Raw genomic sequence first — 17,153 nt, 5'->3', positions numbered from 1 at the left:
TATGGTACATCCATTGGCAGGACAACCTGTAAAACGAGAAGATATTATTAACGTAGATACAATTGTGAAAGACTTTTTCCGTATTGTTCCTAGTTACTCACATATAGAAGAACGCGTGACCTTTGGTACTTCTGGGCATCGTGGTATTGCGTCCAAAGCGACCTTTAATGAATTGCATGTCGCGGCCATTGTGCAGGCCATATGTGATGTACGCCATGAATTTGGTGCCACAGGTCCTTGTTATATTGGGCAGGATACACATGCCTTGTCGCAACCTGCTTTACAAGTAGCTATTGAAGTATTAGTAGGTAACCGCATCATAACCAGGGTAGATGCGCATCGTGGATTTGTGCCAACGCCAAGTGTGTCCCGGGCAATTTTGCGCCATAATGCCCATGGCAATGCAGAAGATATGGCCGATGGTATTATCATTACACCATCTCATAATCCTCCAGAACATGGGGGCATTAAATATAATCCTCCTCATGGTGGACCGGCAGACACAGAAGTAACAAAACGGATCGAAGCGTTGGCCAATGAATACTTACAAAAAGGATTATCTAGCATTCAACGGTTCTCCTTCCATGATTTGACAGGACTTCATGAAAGTGCACATTGTGGTTGCTGCCATCATGAAGAAGAAACAGTAGAAGTGGTGTCCTCTATTACGGTAGAAGAAGCGGGACAATATTTAGAGCCTTATGACTTTACCATGGCTTATGTACAAGAGCTACCTCGTATTATCAATGTAGAAGCTATCCAAAAGGCAAATCCTAAGGTGTTAATCAATGCTTTAGGTGGCAGTGGTGGTGCGTATTGGCATGCCATTGCAAAAACATATGGTTTGAACTTTACCATTATTAACAGCGACTATGATCCGACCTTTAGTTTCATGTCCTATGATCATGATGGAGCGATTCGCATGGATTGTTCTTCACCGTATGCGATGGCAGAAGTGGCCAAGAACTTAGGAGACCATGTACTTGCAGTAGGTAATGATCCAGATTACGATCGTCATGGGATTGTCACAGAAGAAGGTTTATTGGCACCTAATCAGTATTTAGTGGTAGCTGCTAAGTATTTGAATGAAACCCGTCCTTGGGAGGGTAAAGGCATTGGTAAAACAGCCGTTGTGACTGGATTGATGGATGCGTATTGTAAAGATACAAATCATCCGGTCTATGAAGTGCCTGTAGGGTTTAAATATTTTGCACCATTATTATTCGATGGCACGATTGGGTTGGGCGCAGAAGAAAGCGCAGGGGCCTCTTTCTTGCAAATGGATGGAACCGTGTGGACTACCGACAAAGACGGTATCATTTTGGCTCTATTAGCTATTGAAATGGTAGCTACTACGGGTAAAACACCAGCGCAGTTGTATCATGCGATGACGGCTCAATGGGGTACACCTACGTTCCATCGCATTGATATGCCATGCACACCAGAGATTAAAAGCGCTTTAAAAGGTATGAAAGCATCGGATGTAACTCTTTCAGAGTTAGGTGGTAGTGCGATTGTTGATGTACGTACGACGTCTCTCTATGGGGATCAACCTATTGATGGGGTCAAAGTAGTGACAGAAACCGGTTGGTTTGTAGCACGTCCATCAGGAACAGAAAATCTGTATAAAATGTACGCTGAATCCTATGCTGGTGAAGAGGGATTAGCCGAAATCATGAAAGATGGGAAAGCGCTGATTGAAAGTTTAGTAGAAGCAAAGGCATAACTAGCAGTCTTTTTCTTGTATGTCATGGATAGAACTGATATAATTGACCATGTAGATGATAATTGGAAGTATTACATACGATTCTGTATGGTTATGATTGATGGATATAACAGTTAGGAAATGGAGGTGATGGAATGACAGTATATGTTTGGGCCTTTGTCATTGCATTGATTGTGACCTATATATGTACGCCGTTGGTGCGAACGTTAGCTGTAAAAATAGGTGCTATTGATGCGCCTGATGCTAGAAAGGTACACCAAGTATCGATTCCACGCCTAGGCGGATTGGCCATTTATATTGGTTATATGGTATCTTTACTATATAGCGTGAAAGATATTTCTTCTGTGAAAGGATTACTCATAGGTTCTGTGATTCTAGTAGCAGTGGGTATTTGGGATGATGTGAAACAAATTGGACCCAAAACTAAGTTGCTGGGGCAGATTGTGGCAGCCTTGATGTTGCCTATCTTTGATAATGCCATTCACTTTATCAGCATTGGAGATCATATGCTGTACTTAGAATATCTTTCTATACCACTTACCGTATTTTGGATTGTGGGATTTACGAATATTGTCAATTTGATTGATGGTTTAGATGGATTGGCAGCAGGAATTTCTTTGATTGCCTGCATTGCCATCTGTATCGTGACTTTGCAAATGGGACAAGTTGATTTAGCTTGTATTACCCTTGCCTTAGCTGGTGCTGCTTGTGGATTCTTGCGGTATAACTTTAACCCGGCTAAAATTTTTATGGGCGATACGGGAAGTATGTTGTTGGGGTATACCATGGCGGCGATCTCCGTGATGGGTAGCGTAAAAACAGCGGCTACTGTTGGATTGGTAGTGCCTGTTATTGTGTTGGGCTTGCCAATTTTAGATACATTATTTGCGATTGTACGTCGTCGAATCAATGGTAGACCAGTATTCCAGCCAGATAAAGGTCATTTACACCATCGCTTATTGGCTATGGGGTTAACTCAAAAACAAGCTGTGTTACTGATGTATGCTATCACAGCGGTATTGGGCTGTGTGTCCATCGTGGCTGCAAAAGCTAACTTCACAATTGGATTATTATTAGTGGTGCTCATACTATGTGCTTGCGTATGGACAGCCACACGAATTGGGATCATTGCGAAAGACAACGAGGTTGATCGCAAATAACGTTGTAAGAACGCCGTAGGTTGTATACCTATGGCGTTTTTAATTTAATTAGATAAAGGGAAGAGCACGGCACATTCCTCCACAAACTGATCCTACGGTAGGTTTGCTCCGGAACATGCCGTGCTCTTCTTGTTATATGTAATGTAAGCAGTAGGGAACGCCATAGGTGACAAACCCAAAGCATTTACCCCCGAATTGCTCTGGAGAAGAAGGTTTGTTCAGGAACATGTCGCTGTCTTTCGTGTTTTATGATACTTGATAAAAAATAAACACTATATTCCATTCGACATGTATGATAGAGCCTATGGCGTTCTTACCTCGAATTACTCTCTCAGGAGAAGTTTTCACTAGTATGGAACTCTTCTACATGTTACAATAGATATAATCATTAAGTAATTAATAAAGTGATTTAGGAATGTTTGTGAAAGATGGATGCTTTCGCAAGGATGATACGCACATGAGATATGTGGGAGGTACTATGTTAAAGGTCATGACTATATTCGGGACTCGTCCTGAAGCGATTAAAATGGCGCCTGTTGTTAAGGCCTTAGAGGCTGCTGAGGATATGGAGTCTATTGTTACGGTAACGGCACAGCATAGAGAGATGTTAGATCAAGTGTTGCATTTGTTTTCTATAACGCCTGATTATGATTTAAATATTATGAGTCAAGGACAGACGTTATATGATGTGACATGTAAGGCCTTGCTTGGTTTACAAGGAGTATTGAAAGAAGCTAAACCAGATGTGGTATTAGTGCATGGAGATACGACGACAACCTTTGTAGGAGCGCTAGCTGCTTTTTATGAAGGGATACCAGTAGGTCATGTGGAAGCAGGTCTTAGAACGGGAAATATTTATTCTCCATTCCCAGAAGAGATGAATCGTAAATTGACGGGAGCTATAGGAACCTATCATTTTGCGCCAACTAGTACTTCGGAATCTAACTTGCTGAAAGAAAATATTAACCCAGCCCACTTGTATGTGACTGGAAATACAGTCATTGATGCGCTGCAAACAACAGTGCAAACAGACTATACTTTCAAAGAAGAGCTATTGAATCAAATTGATTATATCAACAACAAAGTCATTCTTGTGACGACTCATAGACGTGAAAATTTGGGCGATCCTATGCGCAATGTATACGAAGCGATTCGTGATATTATTAATGAGCAGGCAGATGTGGAAGTGATTTTCCCTATGCATCGCAATCCAAAGGTGCGCAATATTGTGCAAGACGTACTAGGTCATATGGATCGAGTGCATTTGATTGAGCCTTTGGAGTATGAACCATTTGCTAATTTGATGGCTCGTACGTATTTGATTATGACGGATTCTGGTGGCATTCAAGAAGAGGCGCCATCCTTGGGTAAGCCGGTATTGGTATTGCGAGATACTACGGAACGTCCTGAAGCAGTTGAGGCAGGTACCGTAAAATTAGTGGGAACTGATAAAGAGAGTGTGTATCGTACGGCTACAGAGCTGATTGTAAACAAAGGGGCGTACTTAGCTATGTCTAATGCAGTGAATCCGTATGGGGATGGACTTGCATCGGACCGAATCGTGCAAGCCTTACGTTATGAATTTTTCGAAGATCAAGACAAGCCAACAACTTTCGGAAAAAGTTATTAGAAGAATGCATTAAAGTCATAATACAGTTGATATCTACTTTCAATGGGGGATAAAAGGCTTAAATGAATTAATTTACAATTCATTTAAAGGTTTAGAACTCCCATGTATCAAATTTATGAATTATAAAAATACAACTATCAATGGTATAATTTACCGTGTTAGATGAGGTGAATGTATGGAGCAAAAGCGATCAGAACTATGGACGGCAGTATCAAAAGCGTCGACAATAGGAGTCAGTCTATTTTGCTCCATTGGTCTGTGCGTAGGAATTGGATATGCCTTAGATATGTATAGTGGTACAAGGCCATGGGGAATTCTTATAGGTGGTCTATTAGGAGGATTTTTGGGCTTATACAGTGCCATTCGTCAATTATTATAAGGAGTATTCATGAAAGAATATAGGACCTATGTTAAAAATCATTGCCTATGGATTCTGTGGGTGGCTATACTAGGTAGTATAGGGTTATGGTTACTCGGCTGGACTAACCATATAACTGGCTGGTTATGGGGAATGATGACTCATGGTATTTATTTTTTATACTTAGTATTACAAACCCGTAGGATTTCACAGATTTCTTTGGAAGATGTGAAGCGAAAAGTGCGGATTGCTGTGATTAGTCGATTCAGTCTCATCGTCGTTTTAGTAGGGATTGGAACACAGATTCCTTCTCTATCTATGAAAGGTGTATTAGGGGGAGTTTTTATTTTTGTTCCTCTTCAATATATAGAGTATACAATACATGCTCGTAAACAATAATTGTTAGTTATGTGTGAAAGGAGGTGTGCATATGGAATTACATGCAGGGCATCATCATGTGGTCCAATGGATGGGGTTATCCTTTAATATGGATACCTTGTATATGACGTGGTTAGTGATGGGATTTATTATCGTCATCTCACTCATAGCCACACGAGGACGGTCTATGGTGCCTAAAGGAGTCCAAAATGTGGTGGAAAGCCTACTGGAAAGTTTGACAGCGCAACTGCAACCTAGCTTAGGAAAACATTGGGGATTAGTGAGCTCAATTCTATTTACTTATTTTCTATTTATTTTGATTGGTAATGAATTGGGATTGCTTCCAAGTCCGCACATTCTGGCATCCCCAACGAACGATATCAATACGACTTTGGGGTTAGCCTTAGCAAGTTCCATCATTGTGTGGTTTGTGGGGGTGAAAGTCAAGGGCCCTGGTTATTTTAAACATTATTTAAAACCATTTGCTCCATTTATTGTCATTAACTTAATGGAAGAAGTGGCAAAACCGGCTACGTTGGCGTTTCGTTTGTTTGGCAATATCTTGGCAGGGGAAATTTTATTAGAATTATTATATAATTTGGTACCCTATGCTGTGCCATTGATTTGGCTCGCTTTTAGTTTGGTTATTGGTATTATTCAAGCTTTTATATTTGCAATGCTTGTGACATCCTATTTAGGAATGGCAGTAGCAGAAGAACATTAATTTAGGAGGATTTTATTATGGAATTATTAATGGCAAAAGCGTACGTATTGGTAGCATCTGTGATTGGTGCTGGATTAGCAATTGGTTTAGCAGCGATTGGCGCAAGTTTGGGCGATGGTATGGCAACATCTAAAGCATTAGAAGGTATGACTCGCCAACCAGAACAATCTGGTAAATTATTAACTAACATGTTGATCTCTGTTGGTTTGATCGAATCTATTCCTATCATTGCAGCGGTTATTGCTATTGTATTAGTCTTTGCAAACCCATTGGTAGATTTACTTAAATAATCGCATTACCCAAGAGGAGGTATGACCGTTGGTAGATATAAACGGCACACTCATAGCTCAGATTTTGAACTTTTTTGTGTTAGTGTTGATTTTAGCTAAATTTGCCTATAAGCCTTTATTACAAATCATGGAAGAGCGGAAACAACGCATTGAAAATGACTTGTTACAGGCACAACGTGCAAAAGAAGAAGCAGAAACATTACAAGCTGACTATGCAGCACAATTACAATTAGCTCGCAAAGAAGCACAAGCGATTGTGGAAGCTGCTCAAAAACAAGCAGAAGCAGAGTCACAAGCACAAATCAAAGAGTTACGAGCTCAATTAGTCAAAGAAAAAGAATTGGCCCGTCAAGAAATTGAACGGGAACGTGAAAAAGCAATGCAACAAATCCGTGCAGAAGTGATTACCTTATCTGTACAAGTAGCAGAAAAATTAGTGAAAAAAGATTTCTCTAGTGCTGATAATGTAGCGTTTGTAGAGGATACCATTGCAAAACTTGATAGTACAACGTTAAGGTCGTGATACGATGAGTGTAGAAAAAATTGCAGATACATATAGCTCTGCTATATTTGAATTAGGACAAGAATCAGGTTTGTTAGATCAATTCGATACAGACCTTTCCTATGTGCAAGATATATTTTCCACTCACGAAGAGTTACGTCAAATTTTAATCAATCCAATGTTAGAGGTATGTGGTAAAAAGAAAATTTTAGAACAAATCTTTAGTAGTGAATTACATCCTCTCATTATGAATTTTCTCTATGTTATGGTAGATCGTCGCCGTAGTGCATATATTATGGAAACAGCTCGCGCGTATATTAAGAAATCTCGTGAAAGTCGAGGTATTTTAGAAGCGATCGTGACCGTAGTAGAGCCTCTTTCAGAGGTAACACGTCAACAAGTATTGGACAAATTAAAAGCCATTACTGGTAAAGACTGCGTTATTGAAGAGCGAATAGATGCATCTATCTTAGGTGGTATGATTATCCAGGTAGGAGATACTCGGATTGATGGAAGTATGACTAGACGATTGGAAGAGTTGAAAAAATCATTGCTCATAGCAAGTACCAATAAGATTGGGGTGAATGGTTAATTATGAAAATGACGCCTGAAGAAATTACTGCCATTATTAAACAGCAGATTCAGGACTATAATGTGGAATTAAACGTAGATGACGTAGGGACTGTTCTCGAAGTAGGGGATGGTATTGCGCATATCTACGGTCTTGAAAAAGCCATGGCTGGCGAATTATTAGAGTTACCTCATGGCGTATATGGTATGGTGCTCAACTTAGAACAAGATAATGTAGGGGCCGTGCTATTAGGTAATGACTTCTTAATTAAAGAAGGCGATGAAGTGCGCCGTACAGGTCGTATCATGCAGGTTCCTGTAGGACAAGGCTTAATTGGCCGTGTTGTGAATGCCCTTGGCCAACCAATTGATGGAAAAGGCGAAATCGTGGCAGAAACACATCGACCTGTCGAATATCCAGCACCGGGAATTGCAGATCGTAAATCTGTATTTGAACCAATGCAGACTGGTTTGAAAGCCATTGATGCGATGGTGCCAATCGGTCGTGGTCAACGGGAGTTGATTATCGGTGACCGTGGTACAGGTAAAACAGCGATTGCTATCGATACCATCTTGAACCAAAAAGGACAAGATGTGATTTGTATTTATGTAGCCATCGGTCAAAAAGAATCTACAGTAGCTCGTGTAGTGCAAAAATTAGAAGAAGCAGGAGCTATGGAATACACAATCGTCGTATCTGCAGGTGCATCTGAAGGAGCCCCTATGCAGTACTTAGCACCATATTCTGGTGTGGCTATGGGCGAGCATTTCATGTACCAAGGTAAACATGTACTTTGCGTATATGATGATTTAACAAAACAAGCCGCTGCATACCGTGCGATGAGTTTGTTATTGCGTCGTCCTCCAGGACGTGAAGCGTATCCTGGTGACGTGTTCTACTTACATTCTCGTTTATTAGAACGTTCTGCGAAAGTATCTGATGAATTGGGTGGCGGTTCTATTACGGCTTTACCAATTATCGAAACACAAGCAGGTGACGTATCTGCCTACATCCCAACAAACGTAATCTCCATCACAGATGGACAAATTTTCTTGGGTACAGATATGTTCTACTCTGGCGTGCGTCCAGCAGTTGACGTAGGTTTATCCGTATCTCGTGTAGGTGGTAGCGCACAAATCAAGGCCATGAAACAAGTAGCTGGTAAATTGCGCTTGGAATTGGCACAATATCGTGAATTAGCGGCCTTTGCGCAATTTGGTTCCGATCTAGATGCGTCCACAAAAGCACAATTGGATCGTGGTGAACGTTTAACAGAAATGTTGAAACAACCACAATATTCTCCATTGAAAGTAGAAGAACAAGTGGTATGTTTATATGCGGGCATTAATGGCTACTTTAAACGCTTGGCTGTTCATGATGTACCAGCTTTCCAAGATGCTTTATTACAATATGTACATGGAAATTATGCCAATATATTAGCATCGATTAGAGACACTAAGAAATTAGAAGAAGATACAGAACAAACGTTGAAAACAGCGATTTTAGAATGTATCGATCTCTTTGGTGCTACTCACGAATTATTACCAGAGGAGGCGTAATCTATGAGTAGTGCACAAGACTTACGGAAGCGTATAAAAAGTGTCACTAATACGCAACAAATTACAAAAGCTATGAAAATGGTAGCGTCTGCTCGTCTACGTCGTGCACAACAAAAAGCGAAAGGTACAGAACCTTATACAGAACGCCTTCGTCATATGCTCGATCAGAGTATCACCTCCTTGCAAGAGTTAGAGGGGATGCCATTATTGGAGGTTCGTCCTGTCAATAAGGTAGCCTATATAGTGGTAGGTGCTGATAAAGGCCTTGCTGGTGCGTATACTAGTAATATTATTAAATATGTACAAACTCTGGTACAAGATCAGTCATCGGAATCCTATGGTCTATTCACGGTAGGTCGAAAACCAACGGAATATTTCACAGGTCATGACTATCCAATCTTGTCTCATATGCAAGGGTTTTCTGATAAGCCAGGCTTTCACCACGCTCAAGAAATTGTAGAACAAGCACAAGCTATGTTCTTGTCTGGAGAGGTGGACGAAGTGGTATTGGTATACACTAAGTTTGTGAACTCCTTATTGCAAGAAGTGACTCATGAGCGATTGTTACCTCTTTCACTAGCATCAGATACAGAAGAGCCGAGTGAAAGCTTATTCTACCCAGATCAAGGATCTGTGTTAGAACAGCTATTGCCAGCCTATGTGGAAAGTACTGTGTATACGGCATTGCTACATGGGGCGGCTAGTGAATTAGGTGCCCGTATGACGGCCATGACATCCGCTACTGATAATGCAGGCGAATTGATTGGTACCTTGCACTTAGAATACAATAAGTTGCGCCAAGCAGGTATTACTAACGAAATTTCTGAAATCGTAGGCGGTGCAAACGCATTGCAATAATAGATAAAGGAGTATCTCGTATATGAGTACAAATATAGGTAAAGTAGTTCAGGTTATTGGACCGGTGGTAGACGTAGTCTTCCCCAAAGGTGAATTGCCTGCTATTTACAATGCAATTACTATTACAAAAGGCGGCGAACAAGAAACATCTAAGATTGTTGTAGAAGTTATGCAACATTTAGGGGATGACACAGTTCGTTGTGTAGCCATGAGCTCCACTGATGGATTGACTCGTGGCATGGAAGCAGTGGACACAGGGGCCGCTATTTCCGTTCCTGTTGGTGATGGTGTACTAGGTCGTATTTTCAACGTATTAGGTGAAACAGTTGACCATGATCCAGCAGAAGTGAAAGTGAATGAACATTGGCCAATTCATCGCCCAGCTCCAAAATTTGATGAATTAGCCCCAGAAACTAATATTTTAGAAACTGGTATTAAAGTCGTAGACTTAATTGCCCCATATGTAAAAGGTGGTAAAATCGGTCTATTTGGTGGTGCCGGTGTAGGTAAAACAGTTCTAATCATGGAATTGATTCATAACATTGCTACAGAACACGGTGGTTACTCCGTATTCGCAGGCGTTGGTGAACGTACCCGTGAAGGGAATGACCTTTGGAACGAAATGAAAGAGTCTGGCGTATTGTCTAAAACAGCCCTTGTGTATGGACAGATGAATGAGCCTCCTGGAGCTCGTATGCGCGTAGCTTTAACAGGTTTGACCATGGCGGAATATTTCCGTGATGTACAACAACAAGACGTGTTGTTATTCGTAGATAACATTTTCCGTTTCATCCAAGCTGGTTCCGAAGTATCTGCCTTGCTAGGCCGTATGCCATCTGCCGTTGGTTACCAACCAACATTGGCCAATGACGTAGGGGCGTTACAAGAGCGTATTACATCTACTAAAGAAGGTTCCATTACGTCTGTACAAGCTGTTTACGTGCCTGCCGATGACTTGACTGACCCAGCGCCAGCAGCGACATTTGCTCACTTGGATGCTACTACAGTATTGTCTCGTTCCATTGCAGAACTTGGTATTTACCCAGCCGTGGATCCATTGGATTCCACAAGCCGTATCTTGGATCCATTAGTATTAGGGGAAGAACATTACTCCGTAGCTCGTGGCGTACAAGAAGTACTTCAAAAATACAAAGATTTACAAGATATCATTGCCATCTTAGGTATGGAAGAATTGTCTGAAGCGGATAAATTGACAGTAGCTCGTGCTCGTAAAATTCAACGTTTCTTGAGTCAACCATTCTTCGTAGCCGAAGTATTTACAGGCAGTCCTGGTAAATATGTGCCATTGAAAGAAACATTGCGTGGTTTCCGTGAAATCCTAGAAGGTAAACATGATGACTTACCTGAAAGTGCGTTCTACATGGTGGGAACTATCGATGAAGCTGTTGCCAAAGGAAGGGACATGTTAGGGAAAGGAGAATAATCTATGAGTACCATGCAAGTAACAATTATTACTCCTGATGAAACAGTGTTTTCTGGAGATGCAACGATGGTGGTAGGGAAAGCTCTTGATGGAGAGTTCGGTATCATGCCACATCATGCACCGCTAGTGAGTGCGTTAGCTTCTGGAACGATTCGCATTGATCACGATGGTACCAGCGAAGAGTTTGTGCTTCCAGGAGGATTCCTAGAAGTAGAACATAATGCTGTGTATATTACGACCACATCTTGTGAACGTGTAGAATAGAATATCGGAGATATACTAAAAGGGTTGTACCGAACTGCCAGTGGCAGCGGTACAACCCTTTTATATTTGTAAATTTGTGTATAAGCCGATTCATACAGGACTCGAGGTAACTGAGTGACATATTGGCAATATGTTAACAGTATGGGAGTTATGTTAGTAGCTTATATAGTATGTTATTTCTGTAAATCTGTTAAGAAAATCTTGATTCTCCGTAATGCTTCTTGAATCGTTTCTTTAGAAGATGCATAGGAGCAACGGATGCGGTTAGCACCGCAAGTGCCGAAAGCTGATCCCGGTACAACGGCCACATGTTGTTGTTCTAACAATTGTTCACAGAAGCTTTCATCGGAGAGACCAGTTTGAGAAATATCTGGGAACACGTAGAAAGCCCCTTCTGGAACGGCAATGGGTAAGCCCATGTCTTGGAATCCTTTGACAATCATGTCGCGGCGTTCCAAATAGTCTTGGCGCATAGCCACTACAGAGTCATCACATTCGTTGAGGGCTACGATGGCAGCGTGTTGTACAGGTGTAGCAGGTGCGACGATGCTGTACTGGTGCAATTTGATGCAGGCTGTGATGAATGGTGCAGGAGCGCAGAGGAACCCAATGCGAAGACCTGTCATAGCATAAGACTTGGAGAAGCCGTTCAAGATGATAGTGCGATCCTTCATGCCTGGCAAGGATGCCATGGATACATGGTCCTTGTGGTAAGTGAGTTCCGAGTAAATTTCATCAGAGATGATGATCAGGTCATGGGCTTTTGCAAACTCTGCGATAGGCAATAGATCTTCATAGTCCATGATGGCTCCCGTAGGATTGCTTGGGTAGCACATCAAAATAGCTTTTGTTTTGTCTGTTACAAGTTTTTCTAACTCTTCCACACGAAGTTTGAAGCCATCTTCTAAATGGGTCGGTACAGGTACAGCTTTGCCGCCGCACATGTGGACCTCTGCTTGGTGTGCTACATAGGATGGATTCGGGATTAAGACTTCGTCTCCTTCGTTGAGCAAGGCCCTAAGGGATAAGTCGATGGCCTCACTGGCGCCGATGGTGAGCATCATTTCATCCGTGCCGTAGTGTACATGATAACGACGGTTATACCAATGACTGATCGCTTCTCGCAATGGTAGGATACCTGCATTAGGGGAGTAGTTTGTTTCGCCTCGCTGTACGCTGGCTACGAGAGCATCTAGCACAGGTTGAGGAGGGATGTAATCTGGTTCTCCTACGCAAAGGGAGATGACATCATCCATAGCCATTGCTTTTTCCCAAAATTTACGAATCCCTGATGGGGGAAGTGTTTGTGTCATATTTGAAAGATAATTGTTCCAGTTCATAGGTTGTCCTTTCCGATACGGCTGTATCTCTATATGCGATGTACAATGAGAGATGTATAATAAATGATATACCAAACACAAAGCATGATATAGCATGTATCATATATCTTATACGAGTATAGGAATAGTATCTCTTACATAAGGGTACTTGGTAGAGGTCATATGTAGTTGTACAACATCTAGTAGAATGATATATTAAATAATAGTAACAGTGTACCATATTATCACAAAAGAACCTAGTCAATGAGAGGTTCTTTTTTATTGCATATAGTGTATAATTGTAGGTATGACATAGCATTTCATAAGAACTTATGTCATACTATAAGAGTATAAAAACTTCATGTTAGATTTTTTAAGACTTGTTGCAATATAATCGATTGTGACAAACTTTCATATAGACAATCACAAGATACAAAATACATTCAGCGATAATGAAAGGAAAGGAGTTACCAATGGAAACATTTTCCGTTACTTATGCATTGCATGTTCCTACCTATGAAGAAGCAAAGCAAGTGGCTTGGTCAATTCAAGTCGAACAGACGATAGAATTTCCGTATGAACTATTAGGTGAAAGTGACCCACGTCGTCATATGGTAGGGCAATTGCTTTCGCTAACAGAAAAAGAAGATTGTTTTTGGGCTAAGATTGCCTATCCGGTGGAAACATCAGGGTTTGAAGCAACACAGTTTTTAAATGTAGTTTTTGGTAACTCTTCGTTGCAACCGCATATTTGGGTCGTAGATATTGAGTTCAGCCCTAGTTTGTTAGATGTGTTTAAGGGCCCCAAATTCGGTATGTCCGGCCTTAGACAATTATGTCACACACCACATCGCCCTATGATTCAAGCCGTGGTGAAGCCGATGGGGACGCCGAATGAAGAGTTAGCTCGTATGTGCTATGCCTATACGATGGGTGGCGCTGATGTCATTAAAGATGACCATGGATTGACGAATCAACCCTTTTCCCCTTTTAAAGATCGTGTATCCCGTTGTGCCCATGCAGTGCAAGAAGCAAATGCTAAGAGTGGGCATCATACGCTGTATGCAGCTAATGTATCAGGGGATGGCACTGATGTACTAGAGCGAGCTCATTATGCGAAGGAAGCAGGTGCTACGGCATTGATGGTGGCACCTGCATTGATTGGTTTTGGATGGCTGCATCGATTGGCTACCGATGATTCTTTGAACTTGCCATTAATTGTTCATCCCGCTATGATGGGGGGCTTCGTACTGCCAGGAACGTCTGGTATTTCACCAACTTTGTGGATGGGGCTGTTGCCACGTGTATTCGGTGGTGATATGAATATTTTTGTATCCTATGGGGGACGGTTTACCTTTGAACCAGATGTGTGCCGTCATATTTGTGAAGTGAATCGACGACCTTTAGGAAATATACTGCCATCTTGTCCGTCACCAGGGGGTGGAGTGACAGAAGCCCGGTTGCCAGAATTAATCGATCTATATGGAAAGGATACGATGTTCCTCGTAGGAGGAGATATGTTCCGCCGTGGACCTAATTTAATAGATAATATGAAAGCATTTATTGATGTATTGGAAAGAAACTAGGAGAAGTATGAGCTTGGACCAAGAATCATTAGAAGTGCATGCTGTTGCTAGTGGAAGTAAAGGAAACTGTACGATTATACGAAGTGCTAAGAGCGCTTTCATTATCGATGCAGGTATTAGTTGCCGCAGAATTACAAAAGCATTGCAAGCCTTAGATATTCCCATGCATATGGTAGAAGGCATTGTGGTGACTCATGAACATTCTGATCATATTGCGGGTATACCACAGATGATTAAGCAGTGGGGCTTACCAATTTTTACAAAGGCAGATACGGCGAGACGAATAGGGGATAAACAAAACTTGCCAATGTCTTGTTTTACTTGCTTGGATGGTGGAGAAATCTCATTAGGGGATATAATCGTACAGCCATTTTCTACTAGTCATGATGCGGTAGACCCTATCGGAATCACCTGTTACTCAGGACGTACAAAGGCGGCTTTGATGACAGATACGGGGATGGTTAGTGAGACGATGCGTGAGCATCTACAGGATTCTAATTTGTTAGTCTTAGAGGCAAACTATGATGAGCAAATGTTGAAATATGGCCCGTACCCATTTGATTTGAAACGCCGTGTCGGCGGCCGTCAAGGTCATTTATGCAATGAAGAAGCTATGAAAACTTTGGAATCCTTGCGACGACCGAAGGGGATGAAAGTTATTTTCGCCCATCGTTCTGAAAATAATAACGCCTTGCCTATCGTGGATTTAATGGCTACACAGATGTTAGAGCGATTAGAGACTAGAGGAGAAGAAGGCTTTTCAATCTTTCATGGTGACCCGAAAGAGATTGTATCCATATAACGCAAGAGTAGGAGTAATATCGTGAAATTTTCTATTTATTGTATTGGAAAATTAAAAGAAGCCTATTTACGGGAAGGGGTAGCAGAATTTGTGAAACGGACACAACCCTATGGCGGTGTGACGATTACGGAGCTGCCTGAGAGTAAATTAGGTGATAAGCCGAGTCAGTCGGATAAACAAAAAGCGCTCTATGAGGAAGGGCAACGATTGTTAAAATACTGTACACCGCAGTCATTTGTCGTTCTCTTAGACGTATATGGGAAACAAATGAGTTCAGAGGACTTAGCAAAGCGTATCAGTGAATTAGAAGTACAAGGTCATAGTGAAATGGTGTTTTTCATAGGCGGTGCTTTTGGGGTATCAGAAGAACTACGCCAACGAGCGCAATGGAAACTGTCGATCAGTCCTATGACTTTCACCCACCAGATGGTACGTTTAGTACTAGTTGAACAATTATATAGAGCATGTAAAATTAATCGAAATGAACCGTATCATTGGTAAGGAAGGAGACGTATATGAAAGGCGCTATTGAAAAAGGAATTACATATGTATCAGTAGATGCACAAGAGTTACCTTTAGAGGGAGTCCAATTTATATCTCAGTATAAAGAAGAATTAGTAGACGGAAAGCAAGATATCTTGGCGATTCGTTCTGAAATAGAAGAGGAAATACAAGGATATGAAGCATTGCTTGTCGAAGTAGAACAAAAAGGGCTTTTGGCTGCCATGGAGGAAAGGCGTGGGTTACTTCATGATGCCATGAAGGAGTATGGTAATGTTACAGATACAATTTGTAGTCTAATAGATACATATATAGATATGGGTAATATGATTCAGCAAATTGAGGACCGAAATGGAAATCCGGCCTATGTTTGGCACTCCAAACAGGACTTGTTAGCACAAAATGTAGAGTTAAATCGAATTTTTGATTATGTAGATTACTATATTTCTGCCATTGTAGATATGCTTTTACATGAAAAGGAATATGCGAATCGTGTGCTAGAAGAGCAGATTGAGACTAGCTCAGAAGAAGATATGACTCAGGTGTTACTGTTCCATCAAATGATACTGACAAAATGTGTAGAGATTAATAAAATGTTGATAGAACGATTGCAAATGATGGTGCCTCATATTGATAGAATTCGAGAAGATATGATGAAATTGCAGGTGCATCACGCCACAAATGAGGTAGAAGAACGTAGAAAACGATTACAGGAACTACGTAACCAAGAACAAGTTGAGGATGTCATGGATTATGCTGATTTAGAAGGACAATATCGACATACCTATGATGAAGAAGGCAATCATGTAGGCACGGAAGAAGGTGGCGATGGAGGCAATCGAAAAAGTTTGACTGCTATATTAGTAGCGGCTGCACTAGTGATTATTATATTTGCCGCATATGTATATATGAAATAGGAGGGATTTACTATGATATTACAAGAAATTATGAACAAATATCCAATTACTGTTGGCAAAGAGGAACAATTGACAGAAGTGGCTAAATTGATGGTGAAACATAATTTAACAGCTATTTCCGTAGTAGACGATAACAACAAATTAATCGGTATTATTTCTGAAGGCGATTTATTATATAAAAAAGTACGCCCTCATGCACCGCACTACATTAACATTTTAGGCGCGAATATCTATTACGGTGGCATTGGTGAATATGATGCACAATTTAAAAAATTAATGGCTACGAAAGTAGAAGAAATTATGACTACAGAAGTCATCACAGCCTATGCAGATGCAGAAGTAGAAGTGACGGTAGGAGCCATGGTAGAGAAACATTTAAAAAATTTACCAATCGTCGATGATGCCTATCATTTAGTAGGTATGGTAAGTCGTCATGATATCATGAAACTTATCGCTGAAGAACAAGGTAACTAGTGTAAATAATTGCACTATTGCTTACTTTGTGATAATATTAAAAATGCAATATTAAAACTTATAATTTGGGTATCATTTGCCCTAAGGAGG

19 protein-coding genes are annotated in these 17,153 nt (G+C 41.0%); 18 read left to right on the top strand and 1 reads right to left on the bottom strand.

Annotated features, from left to right (window positions below):
* Nucleotide 1 precedes the first annotated feature (1 nt).
* From EO115_RS01060 to atpC, 13 genes are all read left to right on the top strand, one after another.
* The gene (locus tag EO115_RS01060) at nucleotides 2-1,726 is read left to right on the top strand and encodes a phosphoglucomutase (RefSeq protein WP_126937137.1); all 1,725 of its coding nucleotides are present in this window, start codon (nucleotides 2-4) and stop codon (nucleotides 1,724-1,726) included.
* Between the two features lie 134 nt (nucleotides 1,727-1,860).
* On the top strand, nucleotides 1,861-2,886 hold the full coding sequence (locus EO115_RS01055) for a glycosyltransferase family 4 protein (RefSeq protein WP_126937136.1): 1,026 nt from the start codon (nucleotides 1,861-1,863) through the stop codon (nucleotides 2,884-2,886).
* A gap of 478 nt (nucleotides 2,887-3,364) precedes the next feature.
* Entirely contained in the window at nucleotides 3,365-4,516 is a 1,152-nt protein-coding gene (wecB, locus tag EO115_RS01050) for a non-hydrolyzing UDP-N-acetylglucosamine 2-epimerase (RefSeq protein WP_126937135.1), read from the top strand.
* Between the two features lie 175 nt (nucleotides 4,517-4,691).
* A complete protein-coding gene (locus tag EO115_RS01045; protein ID WP_126937134.1) occupies nucleotides 4,692-4,895 on the top strand; it encodes an AtpZ/AtpI family protein in 204 nt (67 codons plus the stop codon).
* A 9-nt stretch (nucleotides 4,896-4,904) separates the two neighbouring features.
* Entirely contained in the window at nucleotides 4,905-5,273 is a 369-nt protein-coding gene (locus EO115_RS01040) for a hypothetical protein (RefSeq protein WP_126937133.1), read from the top strand.
* A 31-nt stretch (nucleotides 5,274-5,304) separates the two neighbouring features.
* The gene (gene atpB, locus EO115_RS01035; RefSeq protein ID WP_126937132.1) at nucleotides 5,305-5,976 is read left to right on the top strand and encodes a F0F1 ATP synthase subunit A; all 672 of its coding nucleotides are present in this window, start codon (nucleotides 5,305-5,307) and stop codon (nucleotides 5,974-5,976) included.
* Nucleotides 5,977-6,005: 29 nt separating this feature from the next.
* Nucleotides 6,006-6,266 carry a F0F1 ATP synthase subunit C gene (atpE, locus tag EO115_RS01030; protein WP_126937201.1) on the top strand — a complete coding sequence of 87 codons (261 nt, stop codon included), beginning with the start codon at nucleotides 6,006-6,008 and terminating at the stop codon, nucleotides 6,264-6,266.
* 28 nt (nucleotides 6,267-6,294) lie between these two features.
* Nucleotides 6,295-6,789: a F0F1 ATP synthase subunit B gene (gene atpF, locus EO115_RS01025; RefSeq protein WP_126937131.1), complete on the top strand. Its 495-nt coding sequence runs from the start codon at nucleotides 6,295-6,297 to the stop codon at nucleotides 6,787-6,789.
* A gap of 4 nt (nucleotides 6,790-6,793) precedes the next feature.
* The gene (gene atpH, locus EO115_RS01020; RefSeq protein WP_126937130.1) at nucleotides 6,794-7,360 is read left to right on the top strand and encodes an ATP synthase F1 subunit delta; all 567 of its coding nucleotides are present in this window, start codon (nucleotides 6,794-6,796) and stop codon (nucleotides 7,358-7,360) included.
* Nucleotides 7,361-7,362: 2 nt separating this feature from the next.
* Nucleotides 7,363-8,898 (top strand): F0F1 ATP synthase subunit alpha, encoded by a 1,536-nt coding sequence (gene atpA / locus EO115_RS01015; protein ID WP_126937129.1) that lies wholly within the window; start codon nucleotides 7,363-7,365, stop codon nucleotides 8,896-8,898.
* A gap of 3 nt (nucleotides 8,899-8,901) precedes the next feature.
* Entirely contained in the window at nucleotides 8,902-9,756 is an 855-nt protein-coding gene (gene atpG / locus EO115_RS01010; RefSeq protein ID WP_126937128.1) for an ATP synthase F1 subunit gamma, read from the top strand.
* Nucleotides 9,757-9,778: 22 nt separating this feature from the next.
* Complete coding sequence (gene atpD, locus EO115_RS01005) at nucleotides 9,779-11,200, top strand: F0F1 ATP synthase subunit beta (protein WP_126937127.1); 1,422 nt, start codon at nucleotides 9,779-9,781, stop codon at nucleotides 11,198-11,200.
* Between the two features lie 3 nt (nucleotides 11,201-11,203).
* Nucleotides 11,204-11,464: an ATP synthase F1 subunit epsilon gene (gene atpC / locus EO115_RS01000; RefSeq protein ID WP_126937126.1), complete on the top strand. Its 261-nt coding sequence runs from the start codon at nucleotides 11,204-11,206 to the stop codon at nucleotides 11,462-11,464.
* Nucleotides 11,465-11,637: 173 nt separating this feature from the next.
* On the opposite strand, the gene EO115_RS00995 is transcribed toward atpC, so the two are convergent.
* Nucleotides 11,638-12,777, bottom strand: coding sequence for a pyridoxal phosphate-dependent aminotransferase (locus tag EO115_RS00995; RefSeq protein ID WP_371413231.1), 1,140 nt, complete (start codon nucleotides 12,775-12,777; stop codon nucleotides 11,638-11,640).
* Nucleotides 12,778-13,256: 479 nt separating this feature from the next.
* On the opposite strand from EO115_RS00995, the gene EO115_RS00990 reads away from it, so the two are divergent.
* The 5 genes from EO115_RS00990 to EO115_RS00970 are packed head-to-tail and all read left to right on the top strand — an operon-like array spanning nucleotide 13,257 to nucleotide 17,063.
* The gene (locus tag EO115_RS00990; protein WP_126937200.1) at nucleotides 13,257-14,369 is read left to right on the top strand and encodes a RuBisCO large subunit C-terminal-like domain-containing protein; all 1,113 of its coding nucleotides are present in this window, start codon (nucleotides 13,257-13,259) and stop codon (nucleotides 14,367-14,369) included.
* A 13-nt stretch (nucleotides 14,370-14,382) separates the two neighbouring features.
* Nucleotides 14,383-15,171 (top strand): MBL fold metallo-hydrolase, encoded by a 789-nt coding sequence (locus EO115_RS00985; RefSeq protein ID WP_164724014.1) that lies wholly within the window; start codon nucleotides 14,383-14,385, stop codon nucleotides 15,169-15,171.
* A 21-nt stretch (nucleotides 15,172-15,192) separates the two neighbouring features.
* Nucleotides 15,193-15,672 (top strand): 23S rRNA (pseudouridine(1915)-N(3))-methyltransferase RlmH, encoded by a 480-nt coding sequence (gene rlmH / locus EO115_RS00980; RefSeq protein WP_126937123.1) that lies wholly within the window; start codon nucleotides 15,193-15,195, stop codon nucleotides 15,670-15,672.
* Nucleotides 15,673-15,686: 14 nt separating this feature from the next.
* Entirely contained in the window at nucleotides 15,687-16,589 is a 903-nt protein-coding gene (locus EO115_RS00975) for a hypothetical protein (protein ID WP_126937122.1), read from the top strand.
* 12 nt (nucleotides 16,590-16,601) lie between these two features.
* On the top strand, nucleotides 16,602-17,063 hold the full coding sequence (locus EO115_RS00970; protein WP_126937121.1) for a CBS domain-containing protein: 462 nt from the start codon (nucleotides 16,602-16,604) through the stop codon (nucleotides 17,061-17,063).
* The last annotated feature ends 90 nt before the right edge of the window (nucleotides 17,064-17,153 follow it).

Origin of the sequence: Veillonella sp. CHU740, from assembly GCF_003992055.1 — a bacterium.
Classification (GTDB): domain Bacteria; phylum Bacillota; class Negativicutes; order Veillonellales; family Veillonellaceae; genus F0422.
The sequence above is the reverse complement of the archived record's forward strand: the minus strand, read 5'-3'. Positions and strand labels throughout refer to the sequence as shown.

Coding starts and splice junctions, on each gene's coding strand:
- EO115_RS00970 (WP_126937121.1), top strand. CDS start 16,602: ATGATATTACAAGAAATTATGAACAAATATCCAATTACTGTTGGCAAA.
- EO115_RS01045 (WP_126937134.1), top strand. CDS start 4,692: ATGGAGCAAAAGCGATCAGAACTATGGACGGCAGTATCAAAAGCGTCG.
- EO115_RS01040 (WP_126937133.1), top strand. CDS start 4,905: ATGAAAGAATATAGGACCTATGTTAAAAATCATTGCCTATGGATTCTG.
- EO115_RS01060 (WP_126937137.1), top strand. CDS start 2: ATGGTACATCCATTGGCAGGACAACCTGTAAAACGAGAAGATATTATT.
- EO115_RS00975 (WP_126937122.1), top strand. CDS start 15,687: ATGAAAGGCGCTATTGAAAAAGGAATTACATATGTATCAGTAGATGCA.
- wecB (WP_126937135.1), top strand. CDS start 3,365: ATGTTAAAGGTCATGACTATATTCGGGACTCGTCCTGAAGCGATTAAA.
- atpB (WP_126937132.1), top strand. CDS start 5,305: ATGGAATTACATGCAGGGCATCATCATGTGGTCCAATGGATGGGGTTA.
- atpG (WP_126937128.1), top strand. CDS start 8,902: ATGAGTAGTGCACAAGACTTACGGAAGCGTATAAAAAGTGTCACTAAT.
- atpD (WP_126937127.1), top strand. CDS start 9,779: ATGAGTACAAATATAGGTAAAGTAGTTCAGGTTATTGGACCGGTGGTA.
- atpA (WP_126937129.1), top strand. CDS start 7,363: ATGAAAATGACGCCTGAAGAAATTACTGCCATTATTAAACAGCAGATT.
- EO115_RS00995 (WP_371413231.1), bottom strand. CDS start 12,777: ATGACACAAACACTTCCCCCATCAGGGATTCGTAAATTTTGGGAAAAA.
- EO115_RS01055 (WP_126937136.1), top strand. CDS start 1,861: ATGACAGTATATGTTTGGGCCTTTGTCATTGCATTGATTGTGACCTAT.
- atpE (WP_126937201.1), top strand. CDS start 6,006: ATGGCAAAAGCGTACGTATTGGTAGCATCTGTGATTGGTGCTGGATTA.
- EO115_RS00990 (WP_126937200.1), top strand. CDS start 13,257: ATGGAAACATTTTCCGTTACTTATGCATTGCATGTTCCTACCTATGAA.
- atpC (WP_126937126.1), top strand. CDS start 11,204: ATGAGTACCATGCAAGTAACAATTATTACTCCTGATGAAACAGTGTTT.
- atpH (WP_126937130.1), top strand. CDS start 6,794: ATGAGTGTAGAAAAAATTGCAGATACATATAGCTCTGCTATATTTGAA.